This window comes from Streptomyces sp. NPDC048504 (genome assembly GCF_043200035.1).
In the GTDB taxonomy this organism is placed as follows: Bacteria; Actinomycetota; Actinomycetes; order Streptomycetales; family Streptomycetaceae; genus Streptomyces.
In genome coordinates, this window is record NZ_JBICXA010000005.1 from 116,361 (window position 1) to 137,889 (window position 21,529).

At 70.0% G+C, this 21,529-nt stretch carries 18 protein-coding genes; 10 read left to right on the forward strand and 8 right to left on the reverse strand.

Annotated elements, in window-relative coordinates; translation table 11 throughout:
• Nucleotides 1–39 precede the first annotated feature (39 nt).
• Together ACGFY9_RS14340 and ACGFY9_RS14345 are read left to right on the forward strand one after the other, a co-directional pair.
• Nucleotides 40–609 (forward strand): SigE family RNA polymerase sigma factor, encoded by a 570-nt coding sequence (locus ACGFY9_RS14340; protein WP_393754027.1) that lies wholly within the window; start codon nt 40–42, stop codon nt 607–609.
• Nucleotides 606–1,124 (forward strand): hypothetical protein, encoded by a 519-nt coding sequence (locus ACGFY9_RS14345; protein ID WP_393754028.1) that lies wholly within the window; start codon nt 606–608, stop codon nt 1,122–1,124. The genes ACGFY9_RS14340 and ACGFY9_RS14345 overlap by 4 nt, the downstream gene beginning before the upstream one ends.
• Before the next feature lie 50 nt (nt 1,125–1,174).
• Here ACGFY9_RS14345 and ACGFY9_RS14350 read toward each other — a convergent pair whose 3' ends face one another.
• The 3 genes from ACGFY9_RS14350 to ACGFY9_RS14360 all read right to left on the reverse strand — a co-directional run bounded on the left by ACGFY9_RS14350 (nt 1,175) and on the right by ACGFY9_RS14360 (nt 4,447).
• Nucleotides 1,175–2,482 (reverse strand): MFS transporter, encoded by a 1,308-nt coding sequence (locus ACGFY9_RS14350; protein ID WP_393754029.1) that lies wholly within the window; start codon nt 2,480–2,482, stop codon nt 1,175–1,177.
• Nucleotides 2,479–3,093 carry an ArsR/SmtB family transcription factor gene (locus ACGFY9_RS14355; RefSeq protein WP_393754030.1) on the reverse strand — a complete coding sequence of 205 codons (615 nt, stop codon included), beginning with the start codon at nt 3,091–3,093 and terminating at the stop codon, nt 2,479–2,481. Before ACGFY9_RS14355 ends, ACGFY9_RS14350 begins: the two co-directional genes overlap by 4 nt.
• Before the next feature lie 76 nt (nt 3,094–3,169).
• Nucleotides 3,170–4,447, reverse strand: a complete 1,278-nt coding sequence (locus ACGFY9_RS14360) for a YhgE/Pip domain-containing protein (RefSeq protein ID WP_393754031.1) — start codon at nt 4,445–4,447, stop codon at nt 3,170–3,172.
• Nucleotides 4,448–4,569: 122 nt separating this feature from the next.
• Here ACGFY9_RS14360 and ACGFY9_RS14365 point away from each other — a divergent pair, with 122 nt between their 5' ends.
• From ACGFY9_RS14365 to ACGFY9_RS14375, 3 genes are all read left to right on the forward strand, one after another.
• Nucleotides 4,570–5,151 (forward strand): TetR-like C-terminal domain-containing protein, encoded by a 582-nt coding sequence (locus ACGFY9_RS14365; RefSeq protein ID WP_393754032.1) that lies wholly within the window; start codon nt 4,570–4,572, stop codon nt 5,149–5,151.
• Nucleotides 5,152–5,251: 100 nt separating this feature from the next.
• Nucleotides 5,252–6,679, forward strand: coding sequence for a hypothetical protein (locus tag ACGFY9_RS14370; protein ID WP_393754033.1), 1,428 nt, complete (start codon nt 5,252–5,254; stop codon nt 6,677–6,679).
• A 22-nt stretch (nt 6,680–6,701) separates the two neighbouring features.
• On the forward strand, nt 6,702–7,427 hold the full coding sequence (locus ACGFY9_RS14375) for a hypothetical protein (RefSeq protein ID WP_393754034.1): 726 nt from the start codon (nt 6,702–6,704) through the stop codon (nt 7,425–7,427).
• On the opposite strand, the gene ACGFY9_RS14380 is transcribed toward ACGFY9_RS14375, so the two are convergent.
• The gene (locus ACGFY9_RS14380; protein WP_393754490.1) at nt 7,414–7,836 is read right to left on the reverse strand and encodes an NUDIX hydrolase; all 423 of its coding nucleotides are present in this window, start codon (nt 7,834–7,836) and stop codon (nt 7,414–7,416) included. The genes ACGFY9_RS14375 and ACGFY9_RS14380 overlap by 14 nt on opposite strands.
• 204 nt (nt 7,837–8,040) lie before the next feature.
• Here ACGFY9_RS14380 and ACGFY9_RS14385 point away from each other — a divergent pair, with 204 nt between their 5' ends.
• A complete protein-coding gene (locus ACGFY9_RS14385) occupies nt 8,041–9,612 on the forward strand; it encodes a hypothetical protein (protein WP_393754035.1) in 1,572 nt (523 codons plus the stop codon).
• Here ACGFY9_RS14385 and ACGFY9_RS14390 read toward each other — a convergent pair.
• Both ACGFY9_RS14390 and ACGFY9_RS14395 read right to left on the reverse strand, forming a co-directional pair.
• The gene (locus ACGFY9_RS14390; RefSeq protein WP_393754036.1) at nt 9,557–11,263 is read right to left on the reverse strand and encodes a DUF2264 domain-containing protein; all 1,707 of its coding nucleotides are present in this window, start codon (nt 11,261–11,263) and stop codon (nt 9,557–9,559) included. The genes ACGFY9_RS14385 and ACGFY9_RS14390 overlap by 56 nt on opposite strands.
• 84 nt (nt 11,264–11,347) lie before the next feature.
• Nucleotides 11,348–12,391 (reverse strand): rhamnogalacturonan acetylesterase, encoded by a 1,044-nt coding sequence (locus ACGFY9_RS14395; RefSeq protein ID WP_393754037.1) that lies wholly within the window; start codon nt 12,389–12,391, stop codon nt 11,348–11,350.
• A gap of 187 nt (nt 12,392–12,578) precedes the next feature.
• Between ACGFY9_RS14395 and ACGFY9_RS14400 the strand changes: the two genes are divergently transcribed.
• Both ACGFY9_RS14400 and ACGFY9_RS14405 read left to right on the forward strand, forming a co-directional pair.
• Entirely contained in the window at nt 12,579–14,258 is a 1,680-nt protein-coding gene (locus ACGFY9_RS14400; RefSeq protein ID WP_393754038.1) for a rhamnogalacturonan lyase B N-terminal domain-containing protein, read from the forward strand.
• Nucleotides 14,259–14,297: 39 nt separating this feature from the next.
• On the forward strand, nt 14,298–15,371 hold the full coding sequence (locus ACGFY9_RS14405; protein ID WP_393754039.1) for a pectinesterase family protein: 1,074 nt from the start codon (nt 14,298–14,300) through the stop codon (nt 15,369–15,371).
• Between the two features lie 8 nt (nt 15,372–15,379).
• Here ACGFY9_RS14405 and ACGFY9_RS14410 read toward each other — a convergent pair whose 3' ends face one another.
• Nucleotides 15,380–16,792, reverse strand: a complete 1,413-nt coding sequence (locus ACGFY9_RS14410; protein WP_393754040.1) for an RICIN domain-containing protein — start codon at nt 16,790–16,792, stop codon at nt 15,380–15,382.
• A 189-nt stretch (nt 16,793–16,981) separates the two neighbouring features.
• Here ACGFY9_RS14410 and ACGFY9_RS14415 point away from each other — a divergent pair, with 189 nt between their 5' ends.
• Nucleotides 16,982–19,084 carry an autotransporter gene (locus ACGFY9_RS14415; RefSeq protein WP_393754041.1) on the forward strand — a complete coding sequence of 701 codons (2,103 nt, stop codon included), beginning with the start codon at nt 16,982–16,984 and terminating at the stop codon, nt 19,082–19,084.
• 419 nt (nt 19,085–19,503) lie between these two features.
• Nucleotides 19,504–20,427, forward strand: a complete 924-nt coding sequence (gene mmuM / locus ACGFY9_RS14420) for a homocysteine S-methyltransferase (protein WP_393754042.1) — start codon at nt 19,504–19,506, stop codon at nt 20,425–20,427.
• Here mmuM and ACGFY9_RS14425 read toward each other — a convergent pair.
• The gene (locus ACGFY9_RS14425) at nt 20,417–21,472 is read right to left on the reverse strand and encodes a LacI family DNA-binding transcriptional regulator (protein WP_393754043.1); all 1,056 of its coding nucleotides are present in this window, start codon (nt 21,470–21,472) and stop codon (nt 20,417–20,419) included. The genes mmuM and ACGFY9_RS14425 overlap by 11 nt on opposite strands.
• Between the last annotated feature and the right edge of the window lie 57 nt (nt 21,473–21,529).

The following is a 21,529-nucleotide window of genomic DNA, read 5'->3' on the forward strand; positions in this document are numbered from 1 at the left end:
CTTCCCCGTCGAGGAGGGGTGACAGGAAGGGAGGAGCGTGTGGATCTGGCAGCCAAGTGGGCAACGGGCGAAGGAAGCAACGGAGTTGAGTCGCCGGAGAGCGACTTCCATACGTTCGTCGCCGCCCGTTCGGCCGCGCTGTTCCGGGGCGCGCTCGTCCTGACGGGCAGCCGCGACGCGGCGGAGGATCTGGTCCAGGAGACCCTGGAGCGGGCCTGCCGCAAGTGGCGCACGATCAGCGCCAAGGACGCCCCGGACGCGTACGTGCGGCGGATCATGGTCAACCTCGCCAACGACCGCTGGCGACGATTCCGCCGTACGGCTCAGCACCCGGTGGACGGCGAGCCGGCCGCGCCGGGCGACGAGTACGGACGGATCGACAGCCGGGACCAGTTGGTGCGTGCTCTTCAGCAACTGCCCATGCGGATGCGGACGGTGGTGGTGCTGCGGTACTTCCACGACCTGTCCGACGCCGAGATAGCGGCCGACCTGAAGATCTCGCAGAGCACGGTCCGTTCCCAACTGGCCCGTGGAATCGACCGGTTGAGAAGCCAGTTTCCCGCACTCTCCGCCCCTTCATCGCAGCAGCTCACGGAAGGAACCCGATGAGTTCGCACGACCCGCGGTCCTCCGGCTGCACACCTTTCGAAGAGGAACTGATCAACGCCATGAACGACTTCGCGCACTCCACCGCCACTCCGGCCTTCGACACGACCGACATGGTCCACCGCGCCCGCCGCAGGCGCGCCACCCTCATCGCCGGTGTCGCCACCGCCCTGATCGTGGCGGGCGGCGGCACGGCCCTGGCGTCCATGACAGGCGGCACCTCGCCGACGACGGCGGAGAAGCCCATGGCCACGGCGACCACCAAGGGTTCCGACTACAAGAAGGCCATCCTGCTGCTGGACTTCGGCAAGGGGGGAGGCCCCGTCGAGATCGACTTCACGGGCACCGACCTGCGCACGACCAAGGGGCAATTCCTCAAGGCCGACCTCAAGCTCGGCACAATGAGCAGCGTGAACAGCCCGGGCTGCAAGCCGAACACGGTGGTCGAGGTGACCCCCCACGCCCCGAAGATCGTGAAAGCGGGCGACACCGTGAACGTGAAGCTCTGCGCGGGCTGACCGAGTTGACCGGGTAGGACCCCGGCCCTGGGCGTGCGCGCGCGAGCCGCTCAGGGCCGGTCGGACTCCGGCTTCAGCGCCCGTATCCCCGGTATCGGCGAAGCCACCAACCACAGCGCCGACATCGCACCCCCGACCGCCGCGACCGTCAGTGTCACTCTCAGGCCCGCCAGTGTGGCCAACTCGCCCCCGATCAGCGCCCCCAGTGGACGTACCCCGTAATTGACCGTGCTGTACGCGCCCGCCACGCGGCTGCGGAGGCCGTCGGGGACCACCGATGTCTGGAGGGAGTTGAGGTTGACGTCGAGGAGCATGACGCCGAAGGCGGAGAGGAACTCGGCTGCGCCCAGGGTGCCGAGGCGGGCCCAGGTCGGGCCGGTTGCCGCCGCGATGAGGGCGAAGGGGGCCGGGAACAGGACGGCGCCGGCGACGATGCTGCGGCCGATGCCGATCCGGCGGGCGATCGCGGGGGACGCCACCGCGCCGAGGAGGCCGCCCGTCGCACCGGCGCCGAAGGCCAACCCGATGGCGCCGGGCGAGAGTTGGAGGACACGGTCGGCGAACAGGACGAGCAGGCCGGTGCCGGACAGGAACGTGAAGAAGTTGACGGTCGTGGCGCAGAGGAGGCCCGCTCGCATCACCGGCTCGTGGATCACGAAGGTCAGGCCCTCTCGGGCGCGGCGTAGCAGCGAGGGGCCGGTCGACGTCGTAGGAACTGGTGGTTCGTCAACTCGTGTACGCCCGACCAGGATTGCCGACGCCACGAAGGACAGCGCGTCCGCGATCACCGCGACCGGTGCCGTCAGTGCCTGGACCAGGCCGCCGCCGATCGCGGGGCCGGCGATGAAGGACACCGATCTGCTCGCGCTGAGTTTGCTGTTCGCCTCGACGTACGACTCCGGCGGTACGAGGTGGGCGAAGAAGGACGAGTACGCCGTGTTGAAGACGACCGCCGCCGTGCCGGTCAGCACGGCCACCGTGTACAGCTGGCTCAGCGTCACCGTGTCGAGAGCGTAGGCGATCGGGAGGGACAGCAGTACCGCGGCCCGGATCACGTCGGCGAGCAGCATGAGCCGGCGTTTGGCGGGGCGGTGGTCCACCCAGGCGCCCAGGAACAGGCCCAAGAGGTTCGGCGTCCAGACCAGTGCGGTCAGCAGGGCGACCTGGTTCGCGGAGGCGTGCAGTGCGCCAACCGCCATGAGGGGCAAGGCCAGTTCGGAGATCCGGTCGCCGAACTGGGAGACGGACTGGCCGCACCAGAACCGTACGAAGCGCCGGTCACGCCACAGCGATCCCGATGCCGATGCCGACGCGGGGCGGGGCGTCCGGGTGGGCCGAGTTGTCCATCGGCCCTTCACTCCGGTAGGTCCGTAGTGTTCTCGCTGTCCTCGTTCCCGGGAGCTTCCGGCAACGCGTACATCAGCAGGCGGACACCCCGGCCGTCGGGCGGTCGCCGGTCCGGGTCGCGGACGACGTACGGCGCGATCAGTTCCTCGAACGCGTCCTTCAGCGCGGCCAGTTCGTCCGACGTCACCACGATCCGCGTGTTGTTCGCCCCGGCGAGCCTGGTCCACTCCGGCTCCAGTTCGGGCTCCGTCTCGGTCAGCCAGCGCAGAGGAAGGTCGGCGGCCTGCGCGAACAACTCCCCGGACAACACCCGCGCGGCCGAACGGCCCTCCTCGTCGTCCGGCGCCTCGAACCGGAAGCCCCGCGCCACCGCCGCCCACCGCCGCTCCCGCCGGTCCGTCCCGCCCTCCGCGTCGCGGACCAGGCCGAAGCCGGCGAGATGGCGCAGATGCCAGCTGGTGACGGACGGGGTGGCGCCCACGTGCGGGGAGAGGCGGGAGGCGGTGGCGGGGCCGTGGCGCTGGAGGCGTTCGAGGATCGCGAGGCGTACGGGGTGCGCCAGCGCGCGCATGGCCTTCGGGTCGGATATCTCCAGGTCGCCGAAACGGTTGTCGGAATCCATGGTCTGAGAGTGTTCTCTCAGAAAGTCTGAGAGTCAACTCTCAGATCCCCTACGCCGGTTGAGGGGGTCGGGCGCCTCAAGCTGGCTGTGGCGTCAGGCGTTTGTGGCCCTTCCTGTCGTAGTACTGGACCATCGCGAAACCGAAGAGCAGGCCGATCGCCGTGCCGATCCCGATCATGGTCCACGCGCGTGTGAGGCCCGCGTCGCCGCGGGCGTCGAAGTAGAGGATCGCCCTGACGCCGTCGCTGAGTTGGCGCATGGGCTCGAAGTGGGAGAGGAAGCGGTAGAAGCCGGGGACGGCCTGGAGGGGGACGGTCGCGCCGGAAGAGGGGAGGCCGAGGACGATGAACACGAACATGGAGACCAGCTGGCCGATCCCGCCGAACGCGGCGTTGATGGCCTGGACGCCGAGGCCGACGGCGAGGGCGGCGCAGTAGGAGTAGATCCACAGGAGCGGGATGTGGGTGGCGTCCATGCCGAGGATGCTGATGCCGGCGAGCATGATCAGGGAGACGCTGAGGAGGGTGATTCCGGCCGTCATGACCATCTTCAGGAGCAGCGTCTGGGTGCGGTTGATGGGGACGGTGGGGCGGCGGGTGTGCCAGGGGCCGATCTCGTTGTCGGCGTAGCCGAGGCCGGTGTCGACGCCGTTGCTGATGACGTTGCCGCCCATGAATCCGGCCAGGACCAGCAGCAGGGTGTAGTAGAAGGCGGTCAGGCCGATGCCGCTGTTGCCGCCGATGGGGTGGCCGACCTGGGTGGCGATCCGCACCGGGTCCGCGAGAAACAGCTTCTGCGTGGAGTCGGCCTTCGTGGCCGCCGCGCCGAGCTGCTTGCCGATGGTGAGTGAGGCCTGCTGGGCCGCCGTGGTGGAGATCTTGCTTGCGAGGGAGGAGCCGAGGCTGCCCTTGCCGGGGTTGGTCAGCACGGTGATGGTCGGCCGGGTGGTGGCGTTCGTGGTGGTCAGTGCGGCGACCGAGTTCGTGAAGTCGGCGGGGATGACCAGGGCGCCGTAGACCTTGCCGGCGTCGAGTTCGTCCTGGGCCTGGGCCCGCGTGAGCCGGCGCCAACCGGCCGCTCTGCTACCGGAGTTGGTCGCGATGGCGTGGGTGATCTGGGTGCCCAGGTTCTGTTGCTGGCCGGGGAGTGGTTTGCCGGTGTCGCTGTTGACGAGGGCGATGGGCAGGTCGTGCAGCTCGCGGTTGGGGTTGACGATGCCGCCCATGTAGAGGAGGGACAGCAGGAACGCGAGCAGGCCGGTGAGCACGGTGGGGATGAGCCACAGTTTGGGGCGGCCGAGGAGTGCGGTGGCGCGCAGGCCGGTGGGGGCGGGGGTGCCGGAGTCGTCGTCCATGATGGGAAGTCTGCTGCCGGAGTCCGGTGACGGCCGTGGTGAAACGCGTCGGGTGCCCCTCTTGTTATTGGCTATTGTCCTAGGGTTCCGGTCGTCGCAGGTCAGAGAAGAGGTGGTGGGCCGTGGCGCGTGCGGGACTCACCGCCGACCGTGTCGTGGCGGCCGCCGCCGATCTCGCCGACGAGGTCGGTTTCGAGAACGTCAGCCTGTCCGCGCTGGCCCGCGGCTTCGGTGTGAAGGACGCGAGCCTGTATTCGCACGTCCGGAACCTCCAGGATCTGCGTACCCGGGTCGCGTTCCTCGCGGGCGGCGAGCTGGTCGACCGGATCGCCGTCGCGGTCGCCGGCCGCACGGGCCGGGAGGCGCTGGGCGCCTTCGCGGACGCGTACCGGGCGTACGCCCTGGAGCACCCGGGCCGGTACGCGGCCACCCAGATCCGCATCGACCAGTCCCTGATCGCCGGCTCCCCCGCCCTGCGCCGCACCGCCGAGATCACCTACGGCATGCTGCGCGCCTACGGCCTGGAGGAACCCGATCTCACCGACGCCGTACGGCTGTTGAGGAGTACGTTCCACGGCTACTGCGCGCTGGAGTCCAGCGGCGGCTTCGGCGCGCCCCGCGACGTACGGCGGTCGTGGGAGCGTGCGGTCGACGCCCTGCATGTGGCGCTCACGCACTGGCCGCGCGAGGGTCAAGTGGACTGACGGAGACGCCGGTTCCGGTCCGCGCCCCACGTGTATCGCTGACCACTTAGACTGGAAACTTCGCGAACGTCACGTGCCACCCAGGGGGAGGGAGCGCGCCTTGTCTCAACAGCAGCTGGGACGTGGTCCCTTGAGAGCCCCGGGGCCGCCCGGTCCGGCGACTCCCGGCGGGAGCCCGCCGACCCGCTTCGTGAGCTGGCTCGGCCGGTTCGGGTGTGTGGCGGCCGGATACGCGGTGTTCCAGTTCCTGTTCGGTGTGCTGCCCGACTCGATCGGCGGGGAGGCGGCCAAGTACCTGATCTCCGGGCTGAGCGGGTTCGCCACGGTCGGGATGACCTGGCTGGCGGCGGCCCTGCTCCGCGCCCGCACGGCCGGACCCGTCCCGCTCACCGCGCCCGCTCCCCTCGCGCCGAACGCTCCCGGCCCGCTGCCGCAGGTGTTCACCTCGGCCTACGACACCCTCGTCGCCCAGGTCGCCGTGGTGGACGACCCGGTGCGCGGCCGCCTCGTCGGATGGCCGCACTCCCTCCGGGAGTTGGACGGCCCGGCCCGCCCGACCTCGCTGGCCACCGCGTACGGCCTGCACATCGTGCTGGACCTGGGCGTGCCGGACGGACGGCTGCACACCGGCGATCTCATCGACACACTGTGGCGGCTACGACTGCAGGGCGGCGGCTGGTCGGCCCGTTCGCAGGGGTCGGTGGCCCGCCCGGAGGTCACCGCGATGGTCCTGGGCGCCCTGGCCCGGGCGGGCGCCTCGCGGGAGCGGCTGGCGGACGAGGTGGCGCGCTGCGAGGCCGGCTTCACCCGCGAACTCGACGGCACGGGGCGGGCGTTGACCCATGTGGTCACCACCGTGATGCGGGGGCTGCTGCGCGCGGCACCGGACGCGCCGACGCTGCCCGTGCTGCGCGGTGCCCTGATCGACGGCGCGCTCTCCGACCCGCAGCGCCAGCACCGCCGCTGCTGGAGCCACCGTCTCTCGCCGTTGCCCTGGGTCGGCCACCCCGCTCAGCCCTCCGCCCTGCACACCGCGCAGGCCGTGGTCGCCCTGGACCGGGCGGCCCGGGTGCTGGGCGAGGGGGCCGTCGAGCGTTCGGCGCGCGAGGACGGGGTGCGCTGGCTGCTGGCCTGCCCGGCGACCGCGCACGACACCTGCGCCGACCTGGCGAACCTGCGGGAGGAGGTGCGCCGACCACACCCGGACGACTCCTCGCACCACGAGGTGCTGAACGTACGGCATTTCACCGCGAGTTGGATCCTGCGCGCGCTGCTGACCCCGGGCGCCCAGGAGATCGCGCGGGAGGACGGCGTCGAGGACGCGTGGCGGGAGCGGCTGGACGGCGCGGCGGCCGCGGTGTGGGCGGCGCAGACCGACGGCATCTGGTCCTGGAGCCGGGACGGGTCCGCGTTCACGACGACGGAGGAACTGCGCCAGCCGATCTGGATGACCTATCAAGGCCTTTCGGCGCTGCGCGCACATGCCGTATGGATGTATCAGCCGGACCCTCGGACGAGGCCGGTGTGAACCGGAGTTGGAGAGTGAGTGCATGGGTGGCCGGCAGATCCTGGCGGCGCGACGGCTGCTGACCGAGACGCTCGACGGCGACCTGTCCGATCACGACATGGTCACCGCGGCCCGTGCGGTCGTCGCCGAACTGGGCTCCCCGGACCGCCTGTTGGAGCTGATCGCCGAACTGGCCTCCGGTGAGGGCGATCCGGAGGCCTGCGCCGAGCTGTCGTACCGTCATGTCCTGGGCTTCGACAAGCTGTTGCTGATCGACGGCGGCCCCCGCCACATGCTGCGCGCGCACCTCTGGCATCCCGGTGCGACGGCGATCGGCACGGAGGACATCCACAACCACCGTTCCCCGCTCGCCTCTTACGTGGTCCGGGGCCGGCTCGCCATGGAGTTGTACGAGGCGCGGGGCGACGGCGGGATCACGGCGGACCGGTACGAGGAGTCCCTGGCCGAGCGCAGCGCCGACTGGCGGTTGCGGCCGACGGGACCGGCGCGGCTGCGGCTGACGCACACGGGGCAGTACGCGGCGGGCAGCGCCTACGCGCTCACCGCGCACACCCTGCACCGGGCCTGGTGCGACACGGACGTACCGACCGTGACGCTGTTCCTGGAGACGGGGGCCGGACGGCGGCGGCACACCGATGTGTTCACGGCGGCGGGCCCGCATCCGGGCGCGGTGGCGAAGGTGCCGCTCGAAGTGCGGGAGTATCTGGGCGCGTTGAACGGTCTGGCGGAGTCGCTCAGAAGTTCGTGAGGGCCTGTCGTACGACGTCCAGGTTGTACGCGTCGATGTCGATGCCGGCAGTCGCGAGCTCGGATGGCGGGAGCCAGAGATACGCCTGGTCGGGCTCGGGGAGGGTGATCTCCCAAGTGAGCGGCCTGACAAGGAAGTTGTCCTGCCAGTTCTTGATCTCGCGGCCCCGGTACTCGCTCACGAAGGACGAGTCGCCGATCCTGCGGACGATCTCGCCGAGGAGTCCGGTCTCTTCCTTCAACTCCCGCAGCGCGCCGTCCTCAGACCGCTCGTCCGGCTCCAGCTTCCCGCACGGAACGCCCCACACCCGCGGCAGGAACCTCTCGGTGGCACTCCGGCGCACCAGAAGTACGCGTCCGTCGTCGTCCATCACGACGGCCGCTGCCAGTCGCTTGTCGCCGGGGTCCATGGCCATGGTTCCTCGGTCCCTCGCCGGTGCTGAGTCCAAAGGGTCTGATACCCAGGAATGCCTCCAACGTACCAGGATCGGCCTGTCCTGGCTGTGGAGCCGGTCTCACCTCCGGATGCCCCCGAAAAGCGACCTCTCGCTGACCTCCGGATATGTCGCGCGGCGCGGCGGCAACCTCCCCCGCACGGGCGGCGACTTGGGGACATGACCAACGCAAGACCTACCACCACGCACCGGCGCCGTTCGCCCCGCCGCATCGCCCGCAAGCCGCTCGCGGGCTCGCTCGCCGTCGCGGCCCTGCTCGGCGGTGCCTGGTACGCGACCGCGGCGACGGACAACGGCGACAGCGGCAGTTCGACCGCGTCCGGGACGTCCGCCTCCCCCTCCGTGTCCAGCAGCGCCTCCGCCGAGGCCGCCGCCCAGGGCTCTCCGTCCACCACCGGTACGGCGACCGCGTCCGCCTCCGCGAAGACGTCCCCGAAGGCCGTCGCGAAGACCTCGACGACCGCCAGGACCGCGACCGGCACGCTCTCCCCGACCAGCACCACGGTGGCCCTGGCCGCCAAGTTCCCCTATCTGACCGCCGGTTACAACAACGCCCGCCAGTGGACCCGTACGACCACGGCCGTGGCCCCCGACGGAACCCTGCGCGTGGCCTGGCCCGCCGCCGACGGCGTTCACGTGACCCCGCTGAACGCCGCCGGACTGCGTTCGGGTGCCGACACGGTCGTCAAGAGCGCCAAGGAGGTCGGCGGTCTGGTCGCGCACAACGACGGATTCGCGCTGCTCACGCGGGTGGCCGACACCAACAAGTGGAAGGAGACGGCCGCCGCGATCGTCCGCTACACGGGCGGCAAGCAGACCTTCCGCACCAAGCTCACCGGCACCGCGTCGAACGACACCTCCCCGGGTCTCGACGGCCAACTCACCTGGAACGGCAGCAAGTACGGCGCGTACTTCGTCGTGCACGGCGCGGGCGGCTTCGCGGACGGCCACTTCGGCGACAAGTTGGCGTACGTCAGCGCCAAAGGCGCCAAGCTGAGCGGTGGTTGGAGCTGGGGCTGCAGCCACAACGAGGGCATCGCGCTGCACGCGGAGACCTCCGGCGCCTTCACCTCGCTGTGCTTCGACGACTGGCGCTCGGGCCTGTTCGTCTCCACCGGGATCGGCGCCCCGGACGTCGCGCCGGTCGTGCAGCGCGAGCAGTGCTGGGCAGGGTACTGCGGTGGTACCTTCCCCGGCCGCACCGGTGACCTGGTGAAGTCGGCGACCGGCCGCTACGCCACCGCCTTCGCCTCCCGCGGTGCCGCCTCGGCCAAGAAGAACGCCGCCGACTCCAGCGGGCGCGGCTGGACGGTCACCCCGAAGACGAGCACGCACCAGGTCGCCGTCGCCTTCCTGGCGAACCGCAACTCCGGCCCCGGCAAGGCGATTTACCTCACCAGCACGGCCGGCACCGAGAACGTCGACGTGCACATCGCCCCGTACGGCAAGGACCGCCTCCTGGTCTCCTGGGAGTCCCTGAAGGGCGCCAAGTGCAACGCCGGCACCTGCACCGGCACCTTCACGGGCACCCACCTCCGTCTCATCGACTGGAACGGCAAGGCCCAGGGCGCGGACAAGGTGGTGACCGCCCGGATCAGCGGTGACATAGCGGTCCTGAAGAACGGCACGCTGACCTGGGCCTACGCCCCGGTCACCCCGACCTACGCGACCCCGCTCAACGGGACGTCACCGACCACGACGAGCCTCCGGATCGCCCGGCTGACTCCGTGAACCGGAAGCCCACCCGCTTGCCGTCGGCCCACTGAACGGAGACGCCGTGATCCCCGTCGACCTCCACTGACACGAGTTCCGCGAGGGGACGGGGGTCCGACTCCCCGGTGAGCCGGGCCAAGACGACGAACAGGGTGGGCCCGTCACCGACGACACCCTCACCGTCCAACAACCCGTGCAGGGAGGCGAGTTCGGCGTCCAGCCCTTCCCCCGCCGACCACCCCGTGACCCGGACCGGCGTCCCCGCAGCGGCGCCCACCACCAGATGGACCCGCACCTCCACCGCCCCCTCGGCCACCACCAGGCTGACCACGCGGGCCCCGGAAGCCGCAGCGTGCCGGGAAGCGGCCCACCCCTCCCCCACCCCCAACGGCACGATCTCCGTACGGCTCGGATCCCCGCCGACGATCACGCTGTTGTCGTACGACGCCGAGGGCTCCGTCACCGTGGAGTAGGCGAGGCGGGTGTAGTACGGGTCGTAGCGGACGTCCTCGCTGCCGTGGTTGTGGAGGCGGACCAGGCCGTCCGAACTGGTCGACTGGAGAAGCCAGTTGGCGGGAGTGATCGGCGTGACCGTGTCCTCCCGTTCCACCGGGCCCGGTTCCTCCGGCGCCGTCCACACCTCGTGGTCCGGCGGGAGGAGCAGGCCGAGGAAGCCCTTGCTGGCCCAGTACGGGGACGCGGGGCCCGAATAGCCTTGCAGGATCGCCTCGTTGGGGCCGTGCCAGCCCAGACTCAGCAGCCCCCGGTCGTCCACCGCGCCCCGGTCGAGGAAGTACTTCAGCGCTCCGGAGGCCAGCCGTCGCGTCTCCCCCGGCAGCAGCGGCGTACGGCCCGTCAGCGCCCCCAGCCACAGCGGAGCCGTAGTCGCGAAGCGGTAGGTGAGGGAGCGGCCCTGGAGCATCGGGGCGCCGTCGGCGCCGAACAGGCGGGCGTAGTCGGCGAGATGGCGTTCCAGGCGGCCGCCGTAGAGGCCGAGGAGCCGGGGGTCGTCGGCCAGCCAGGCGTGCAGGACTGGGTAGAGGTGCATCGCCCAGCCGTTGTAGTAGTCGAACTTGCGGCCGTCGCCGTCGGTGTACCAGCCGTCGCCGACGTACCAGTCCTCGATGCGCTCCAGGCCTCGGTCGATCGCCTTGCGGGACTCTTCGGCCTCGTGGCCGATCTCCTGGAGGAAGCCGCCCACCGTGACGGGGAACAACTCCCAGTTGCAGGGCCAGGGTTCGGCGGTGAGGGCGTCGGCGAGCCAGGCCGCCGCGCGCTGTTGTACGGGCTCGTCGAGGCGGTCCCAGAGGAGGGGGCGGGTCAGGCGCAGGGCGAGGGCGATGGACGCCGCCTCGACGAGGGGCTGGCTGCGGTCCTCGATCGTCGGCCAGACGCCCGCGACGCCTGCCGCCAAGCCGTCCGCGTAGCGCTCCAGTGCCGTCTCGTCGCGGCGGAAGGCGGCCAGCAGCAGGGTGCGGGCGTAACCCTCCAGGCCGTCGGAGAGCCGGCCGGACCAACTCGTGTGGGTGCCGGGGAGGTGGTAGAGCGCGCGGTCCTCGCTCGCGTACGGCTCGACGGCGGCGAGGAGGGTGTCGGCCGCCGCCTCCCAGTGGGCGCGGGTGTAGCCGGTGCGGGGGCTCAACGCGCTGTCGTCGGCAGGGAGTTGCATCGGCTCGCTTTCACACGCACGGCGGGAGAGTGGAACCTGGGGCGCCCCGGTTCCGGTCGGAACGCCCCAGGGGTCTTTCGGGTCTCACCCCACTCGTACCCGGTCCTCCGGCAGCAGATGCCGGGCGACGAGTGCGTCGCGGACCAGGCCCGCGTACACGGTGGCTCCGTGCGCGGAGGTGTGCGTGTTGTCCTTCTTCTCGTTGTAGAGGTAGATGGCCTTGGAGCCTTCCACTCCCAGCGATTCCACCAGCGCCTTGGTCTGCGCCGTGAGGTCGATCAGCGTTACCCCCTCGGCGGCGGCGACCGAGCGGACGACGCCCGGCAGGTCGACGCCGAGTCCGTTCACCAGCAGCGCTGTGTTGTTGTTCAGTGTGCCGTCGGCATTGAACCAGCGTCGGACGATCGGTGTCACGAGGACGGGACGACCACCCTTGTCACGGATACCCGCTATCAGGGTTTCCACATTCGCGCGATACGTCGCCTCGTCGGTCGTCTTGTCGTTGTGCGCGAGCTGGACGAGCACGAGGTCACCGGGGTGGATCAGCGGCTGAACTGTCCCCCACAGCAAGGGATTCTCCAGGTAGGTGACCGTACTCTCCCCGGAATCAGCGTAGTTGGCGACGGACACGCCCTTCCGCAGGAACTGCGGGAGCTGTTGACCCCAGCCGGAGTACGGGTCACCCGGTTGGTCGCAGACCGTGGAGTCGCCGATCAGGATGATCTGGCGGGTGTGGTGCGCCGGGGTGACGCGGATGTCGGCAAGTGCGGGGGCCGTGCCGCCGAGGGTGAGGTCGAGGCCGGGGGTGCCGTCGGGTCCGGTCGGTTCGCCTTCTGGCGTACGGACGTTGACCGTGAAGCTGCGGGTCACCGTGCGGCCGGCCGGCGTCGCCGTCTCGGGGAGCAGAGAGCGCCGGGTCTCGCCGGTGATCGCCGTACTCGCCGCGCTCTCGCCACCGAGGCGGACCGTGACGTCGTAGGTGCCGGGCGGGACGTCGAAGTGGCAAGCGGTGGCGGTGCAGTTGGCGATGCCGAGCGGGGTTCTGCGGTCGTGGGCCTGGGCGGGTGCGGTCGACAGGGCGGTGCTCAGGGTCAGTGCGGCCAGCAGGGCGATGTTGAAACGTCTCATTCGCGGCTCCTCCGTCCGACGACAAGGCCTGGCGGTGGACCGTACCGCTATGGACAAGCGCTTTCTAGACCTGCGGCAGATTTCACCTCACTGCCAACTCCAAGGCCGCGAAAGCCCTTTCGCGAAATCGATTCAACTGTCACCCTCCAAAGCACCCGCACCCCCACCTCCCGAAGGAGGCACCCCCATGTCCGGTTCTGTGAACAGACCGGTTCGCCGCCGCACCTTCGTCCTCGGCGCAGCGGCCACGGCCGGTTCGGCGGCGCTCGCCGGGCCGCTCGCCGAGAGCGCGTCCGCCGCGAGCTTCGGCTACACCGACGACGGCTCGAACTACGTCGTCGACACCGGCGCGAGCCTGGTCTTCAAGGTCAGCAAGACGAACGGCGACCTGACGTCGCTGGTCTACAAGGGCACCGAGTACCAGGGCTACGGCGGCATGAACTCGCATGTCGAGTCCGGCCTCGGCACCTCCACGGTGACGATCGCGCAGTCCGGCACGACGATCCTGATCTCCGTCACGCACGGCACACTGAAGCACTACTACGCGGCCCGCAGCGGCGAGAACAACGTCTACCTGTGGACCAACAAGGCCGACACCTCGGTCAGCGCGACCCGCTACATCGTGCGTGTGAAGGCCGGCATGTTCCTCAACGACGAGCCGGATTCCTACACTTACGCGCCGACCACCATCGAGTCCGCGGACGTCTTCGAGAAGTCCGACGGCCAGACCCGCTCCAAGCACTACTCGAAGAAGCGGGTCATCGACTACGACTACGTCGGCTGGACCACCGGCAGCGTCGGCCTGTGGGTCGTGCGCAGCAACCACGAGAAGGCGTCCGGCGGCCCGTTCTACCGTTCCCTGCTGCGCCACCAGAGCGCGGACGGCGGCGGGTTGTACGAGATCCTGTACTACGGCGAGAACCAGACGGAGGCGCAGCGCTTCGGTCTCCAGGGCCCGTACGTCATCGCGCTCACGGACGGCGGCGCGCCCTCCTCCTCGCTCTACCACGCCAACCTCACCACCTCGTGGGCCGATTCGCTCGGCATCTCCGGGTACACGGCTTCTGGCAGCCGGGGCCGGGTCGCCGGTGTGGGCATCACCGGGCGCGACACGGCGTACGCGTACACGGTCGGGCTCGCCAACTCGGCTGCCCAGTACTGGGGTTCGGCGCGGGCCTCGGACGGCTACTTCTCGATCGCCGGAGTCCTTCCGGGGACGTACACGTTGACGGTCTTCAAGGGTGAACTCGCCGTCTACACCGGGTCGGTGGCGGTCACGGCGGGCGGGACGACGACGCTGAACAGCATCGCGATCCCGTCCTCGAACGACCCGTCCAACGCGAGCGCGATCTGGCGCATCGGCGACTGGGACGGTTCGCCGAGCGGGTTCAAGAACGCGGACCTGATGACGTACGCGCACCCCTCGGACGTACGGGCCGCGTCCTGGACCGGCAACGTCGTCATCGGCAGCGGCACCGAGACCTCGGCGTTCCCCTGCTATCTGTGGAAGGACGTCAACAGCGGCATCATCGTGTACTTCAAGCTGACGGCCGCCCAGTTGGCCGCCGCGCACACCCTGCGCATCGGGGTGACGACGGCATACGCGAACGGCCGGCCGCAGGTCGTCGTCAACGACACCTGGACCTCGGCCGTCCCCTCGCCTCCGACCCAGCCGAGCACCCGGTCGCTGACCGTGGGCTCGTACCGGGGCAACAACAACACGTTCACGTACAGCGTTCCGGCCTCGGCCTGGCTGACGGACGCCAGTGCGTACAACACGCTGAAGATCTATGTGGCGAGCGGTTCGGGGACGACGTCGTTCCTGAGCGCGGGTACATCGATCGACGCGATCGATCTGCTGGCCTAGAGGCGGCAACTCCCGAGCGGGGGACGGCGACTTGAGGACATGACAGAGCCGAACACGCACCGCCGCTCCCCCGCCCGGCGTCGAGCCGCCGCCGTGGCGACCGGTACCGCGGCCGCCCTCGGGCTGGTCGCCGTGTCGCTGGTGACCCAGGCGCGGGCCGCCACCGTCATCACCGTCGCCAAGGACGGTTCGGGCCGCTTCACCACGGTGCAGGCCGCCGTGAACGCGGCCGCCGCCGGTGACACCGTCTCCGTCGCGAAGGGCACGTACACCGAGATCGTCAACGTGCCTGCCGGCAAAACGGGGTTGACCATCCAGGGCGCCACCGGCAACGCCGAGGACGTCGTCATCACCTATGACCGGGCCGCCGGTTACACCGACGCCAGTGGCAACAAGTACGGGACGCTGGGCAGTTCGGTGGCGACCTTCTCGGCGACCGGGCTGACCGTCACCGGGATCACCGTCCAGAACACCTTCGACAAGTCCGCCCACCCCGACATCACGGACACGCAGGCCGTCGCGATCACCGCGCAGGGCGACCGGCAGACGTTCACCAACGACCGGTTCATCAGCCGCCAGGACACCGTCCTCAACTGGTCGCCGTCGTCGACCGGTCAGTACCGGCAGTACTTCTACTCGTCGTTCATCTCCGGCGACGTCGACTTCGTCTTCGGCAACGCCACCGCCGTCTACGACCGGGTCAACATCCAGCTGCGCAACTCGGGCGCCGCGGCGGGCGGCCTCAACGGCTTCCTGTCGGCACCCAACACCAGCTCCGCGAAGACGTACGGCATCCTCGTCACCGGCAGCTCGGTGAGCAGCTCGGCGGCGGCCAACACCTATTACCTGGGCCGCCCTTGGCATCCGACGGCGGACGCTGTGGGCCAACTGGTCGTCCGCCAGACCTCGTTGCCCGCTGCCGTGAAGGTCGCCGGGCCCTGGACGGACATGAGCGGGTACTCCTGGAAGTACGCCCGCTTCTTCGAGTACAAGAACACGGGCGCGGGCGCCACGGTGAACTCCAACCGCCCGCAGCTCACCGACTCCCAGGCCGCGAACTACACGGCCCAGAAGTATCTGGCGGGCACGGACGGCTGGAATCCGGTCCGGTAACCGTGTGCTCAACTACCGCGCGTCCACTGCTGGTTGGTAGCCCCGCTGCAGGTGTAGGTGATGATCGCGGCGGAGTTGGCGGTGGACGCGCCCGACACGTCCAGGCACTCGCCACTCGTCCTGGCCTTGACGAGGACGTAGCTGCCGGACGTGGTCAGGCTCCACTGCTGGGCGGTGGCGCCGGTGCAGTTCTCCTGGGTGACGTTCGTGGCGTTCTCCTGGAGGCACAACGAGCTGCCCCGGCCCATGAGTTCGTAGTAGCCGGTGCCGAGGTCCTTGAACCACCACTTCTGGTTGGTGCCGCTGTTGCAGGTGTACTGGCTGATCGCGACGCCCTGCCACAGCGACTGGTTCGCCACGTCTGCGCACTTGCCGCTGTTCCTGGCGATGAGCGTGTTGTACGTCGCGCTCGTGCCGGTGATCGTGCCGGCGGTCGTGTCGATCGACACCTCCGGGTACCAGGACGCCATGGACATCGAGGTTGTGGTCGGGAAGGTCAACGGCAGCCATACGTAACGGGAGTCGTTGACGGTGCCGCCGAAGGAGTTGCCCCAGCGGTCGCCCATGTAGAGGTACGAGGTGCCCGAAGTCCCCGTGACCGGAAGGACGTAGGCGGTCTGCGAGTTGTACGCGGTCGAGTCGCCGACGTTGGTGAACGCCGTCCACGGGCCGGTGATGCTGGTGGCGGTGGCGTACTGCTGCTGGTTGGCGCTCCAGCCGGTGGCCGCCGACGTCAGCATGAAGTAGACGCCGTTGCGCTTGAACAGGGCCGGTGCCTCGCGGTGTCCGCCCACCCACGGGTTGGCGACCAGGCTGTCGATGGCGGTGTAGTCGGCGGTGAGCTTGTAGATGTGCAGGTCGTAGTTCTCGTTGGCGGCGGAGACCATGTAGGCGGTGCCGTCGGTGTCGACGAACGTCGTGATGTCCCGGGACATGTTGTCGCCGAGCGGCTGGAAGCTGCCCTGGTAGGTGTAACTACCGTCCACGGTCGAGGAGACGGCGACGGCGGCCTTGGCCTCGCTGTAGTCGACGCCGTTCTCCTTGTGCATCCACATTACGAACTTGCCGGTGGACGCGTTGTAGATGACCTTCGGCCGCTCGATGTAGGCGGTGCCCAGCTCGGAGGCGCTGGACTGGGTCAGGACGTGGTTGCGGAACTCCCAGTTCTTCAGGTCGGTGGAGCGGTAGGCGTCCACGTACTTGAAGGTGTTGTCGGCGTTGCGGTCCTCGCCGAACCAGTAGTAGTAGCTGCCGACCTTGATCACACCGCCGCCGTGCGCGTGCAAGGCGTTGCCCGAAGTGTCCGTGAACTGCGTGCCGTTGGTGATGGTCTGGGCGGCGGCCTGGGCCGGTCCGGCGGTCACCAGGGCCGCGGCGAACGCGCAGCACAGGGCGACGAGGATTGCGTACACACGTCTCATCTGACGCCTCTCGGAGGTGGGGGGGACAACAAGGCAGGGAACAGCGGGAGTTCGAGATCTCGTACGCCATCTGTCATTACGAACGCCGAAAAGGTAAGGGTGTGTTACGGGAAGGTCAACGGGTCGCGCGTGACAAAGACGGCCGCGAGATTTCTGTTATCGCCACCGTCGGCGCCCGTCTCCAGTTACGTGCGCAGCCATACCCACAAGACCTCAGCCGCCGTAGGCGCCCTCGCGACCGTCGCCCTCCTGGTCGGCGCTCCCCCCGCCTCGGCCGCCGGCACCGGTGACGCGACCGCCGACGTCCTCGCGGACCGCGATGTCACACTCACCGGCGACACGGTGGTCACCGTGCCGTCCGGGACGACGACGTACGACGGGGTGTTCCGCGGCCAGGGCACGCTGACCGTGCGCGGCGGCGGCACGCTGATCCTCACGAAGGACAGCGACTTCACACTCCCGGCGTCCCGGCAGCGGCAGAAGGTGACCACCCAGGGCGGCAATCACCCGTACACGACCGTCAGCAACCCGGACCCGCCCGCGATCACGGTCGCGAGCGGCACAACCCTCCAGTACGGCACAGGTGGTGGGACCGGCCTGATCGGCCACTTCCCCTACGGCACGCCCGGCTACCAGTTGAACCAGCTCAACGTCCGGGTCGACGGCACCCTGCGCCTCTCCCTGACCCGCACCTTCAACATCGGCACGATCAGCGGCTCGGGCCTGGTCACGCAGCCACGCAACATGTGGGGCACGCTCGACCTCGCCGGAACTCACCCTTTCTCAGGGGTGATCGACAACGGCAGCGGCATGGCCGTCGGCCGCCCCGAGTACCCGGTGGCGCTCCCGAACGCCCGCGCGATCCTCAACCAGGGATCCTGGATCATCGACACCCCGCTGTACCAGACGATCACCCTGCGCCAGAACTTCTACCAGCGCGAGTACGGCAGCGACGTCAACGTCCACTCCCGGCCGGGCAGCAAGGTCGTCCTCACCGGCCAGTACAGCTACAGCGACCAGGGCGGCGACACCAACCCGTCACTCAGCGACTCGAACCTCAACTGGCGTGCGATAGCCCACCAGTTGAACAAGCGCGGCACCAACATCGAGGGCGCGAACGTCCAGTGGGGCGACGGCACCACCCACCAGATCTTCATGCCGGGTACCAAGGACACCGTCTACATCAACCTCCACGAGGCGAGCGGCGTCCGCTCCCGGCTGACCTTCGACTACGACGGCCCGGTCACCCTGGGCGCACCGATCGGCGGTGGCAAGTACCACGACACCCTTGCCGCGCCCGGTGCTGGGGACATCGTCATCGCGGGGACGCGCGGGAACGACGTGACGTTCGCGGCGCCGCAGTACTACGACGGTTCCACGACCGTGGAGAAGGGGGCGGTGCTGCGGCTGGGGTCCGGGAAGCCGGGCGGCGACGGCGGGCTGCTGACCGGTACGGAGCAGCGGCGGATCGTCGACGACGGGACCCTTGTGCTGCGCAACGCGGCACTCGCTGTCCAGTTGTCGCACCTCAGCGGCACGGGGTCCCTCGTCCAGTCCGGCGCCGCGACGACGACGCTGACCGGCGCGGCGGTGACGTACACGGGGACGACGACGGTCTCGAAGGGCACGCTGGCACTGCGGTCGGGGGCAACTCTCGCCCACAGCAGGGCGATTCGGCTCACGTCGGCGGGTGCGCGGCTGGACGCGGGCACGGCGGGCCTGCGTGTGTCGACCGATCTAACCGGTGTGGGCACGGTGAAAGGTTCCGTCACGAACGACAGCGCGGTGACCACCGGGCTCACCGTGACCGGTAACTACACGCAGAGCTCGAAGGGCGAACTCGTCCTGCGCGACAAGCCGTTGAAGGTCGCGGGGAAGGTCGGCCTGGCGGGCGACCTGGACCTCTCGGCCGCCGGGACGCGTCCCGCGCGGACCGTCACGATCCTCGACCATAGGGGTCACGGCTCAACTACTGGCGCCTTCAAGGGACTTAGCGAGGGCACCAAGCTGAAGCTCGCCGACACGACGTACCGCATCAGCTACCGCGGCGGCGACGGCAACGACGTGGTCCTGACCGCCGTCACTGCGAGCAGCCCCTCCCCCAGCACCCACCCCTCGTCGTCTTCCGGGACGACACTCGCCGAGGCCCGCACGACGAACACCACCCGCAGCAACGGCTTCGGCTGGTGGCCCTACGCACTCGGACTCGGCCTGCTGGGCGGCCTGTTGGTCCCGGCGACCAGGCGCACGCGGGGCGGAGGCAGGCGCGGGGGCGGAAGGCACGCGGCCTAGATACCGGTTCAGCAACACCCCCAAAGGGGCGCGGGGCTGTGTCGATCTGCGGCTCCGCCGCGCGGGCGCGCCCAGCCACAACGGCGCCGCAGCAGGACGACGACCCATCGCGGCACAACCAGAGTCGTACCTAACGGCCGCTCGGCGCCTCCGGGAACCCCAACTGCGGGGCCGGCACACGCGCCTCGGCGGCCCACCCGGCGAGGAACGCGAGGGCCAACCCCGGCTCCCTGTACCGGAGTTCAGCGGAGGCGGAGTGACCCAGGACTTCGCGCGCTTCCGCCCCGTGGCCACGATGTCGAGCATGCGGGCAAGGCTGGCGCCCCTCAGAAATCCCCTAGGTGTTCCACATTCCGGGCATTCCGTTCGACAGCTGGACGCATCCCCGGCTCCGCGCCCGGATCGACTAGCGTCGAGGCATGACCAGCGACACCCCTCCCCTCCTCGCCGACGCCCTCGCCGCCGGTACGCTCGTTCTCGACGGCGGTCTGTCCAACCAGCTCGGGGCGGCCGGGCACGACCTGAGCGACGAGCTGTGGTCGGCGCGGCTGCTCGCGGACCGGCCCGAGGCGATCGCCGAGGCGCATCTCGCGTACTACGAGGCGGGCGCCGACGTGGCGATCACCTCCAGCTACCAGGCCACCTTCGAGGGCTTCGCGAAGCGCGGCATCAAGCACGACCGGGCGGCCGAACTCATCGCCGGGAGCGTGGAGTTGGCCGTCGACGCGGCGGCGGACGCGGGACGGCGGGGCATCGGGCGGCCGCTCTACGTGGCGGCCTCCGTCGGGCCGTACGGCGCGATGCTCGCGGACGGCTCCGAGTACCGGGGCCGATACGGGCTGAGCGTGGCCGAGCTGGAGGCCTTCCACCGGCCCCGCCTGGAGGTGCTGGATCTCGTCGGGCCGGATGTGCTGGCTTTCGAGACGATCCCGGACACCGTCGAGGCCGAGGCGCTGCTGCGGGCGGTGCGCGGGCTGCGGACGCCCGCCTGGCTGTCGTACTCGATCGCCGGTGACCGCACCCGTGCCGGGCAGCCGCTGGAGGAGGCGTTCGCCCTGGCCGCCGACGCGGACGAGATCATCGCGGTCGGCGTCAACTGCTGCGCGCCCGAGGATGTCGAGGCGGCGGTCGAGATCGCGGCCCGCGTGACCGGGAAGCCCGTCGTCGTCTACCCGAACAGCGGTGAGACCTGGGACGCCAACGCCCGTGCGTGGACGGGCCGTTCCACCTTCACCGCCGAACAGGTCGAGGGCTGGCGGGCGTCCGGCGCGCGGCTGATCGGAGGGTGCTGCCGGGTGGGTCCCGAGGCGATCACATCCATCAGGGAGACGCTCACACAGTGATCGCCGCGATCGAGTCCCGCACCACCACATGCGTGCCCAGCAACAGGTGCTCGTCCGGGGACTCCGCTGCGCGGCCCAGCGCGGTGCGTACGGCGAGGCGGCCCAGTTCCTCGTAGGGGACGTGGACCGTGGTGAGGGCGGGGTGCAGGTCGCGGGCGAAGGGGATGTCGTCGTAACCGGCCAGGGAGACATCTCCGGGGACGTCCAGGCCCGCCTCGTGCAGCGCGGTGAGCGCGCCCGCGGCAACCATGTCGGTGGCGGCGACCACGGCCGTGAACTCCAGTTTCCGGCTCAGGGCGAGGCGCATCAGCCGGTGGCCCGAGTCGCGGGTGAAGTCGCCGTGGAGCAGGAGATCCGGGTCGGGTTCGAGGCCCCGGGCGCGGTGGGCGGCGAGGTAACCGCGTTCACGCCCCTGCGCGGTCGCGTGGTCCGGCTTGCCGCCGAGGAACAGGACGCGCTGGTGGCCCTGGGCCAGGACGTGCGCGACGAGGGCGTAGGCGCCGCCTTCGTTGTCGTACTCGATGACCGTGACCGGTGCGCCCGGGCCGAGCGGCGGCCGTCCGCAGAGCACGAGCCGCGAGCCGGCCGCCGCGAGCGAGTCGGCGATACGGCGGGTTCGCTCGCGGTACTCGGGGGTGTCCGCGGTGCCGCCGACGAGGATCACGGCGGCGGTGCGCTGGGCGCGCATCGTCTCGATGAAGTCCAGTTCGCGCTGGACGTCGCCCTCCGTGCTGCACACCAGGCACAGGTGGCCGAGCCGGGTCGCCTCACGCTCCACCCCGTGCGCCATCAGCGCGAACGACGGTCCGGTGATGTCCTCCAGGACGAACGCGAGGGTCGGCGTCCCGACGCCCGCCACGGCCTTGGCCCGGGCGTCGGCGACGTAGTCCAGTTCGCGTACGGCCCGCAGCACGCGCGTGCGGGTCGCCGTGCTCACCGGGTAGTCGCCGCCGAGCACCCGCGACACCGTGGACGCGGACACCCCGGCACGCGCCGCCACGTCCCGGATGGTGCTCCCGTTGGCGTCCTGGCTCTTCCTGGTCATGTACCGCCTCGCCCCTCCCCGGCCTGTGGCAACACGTCGGCAACCGGTTCCCTGCGC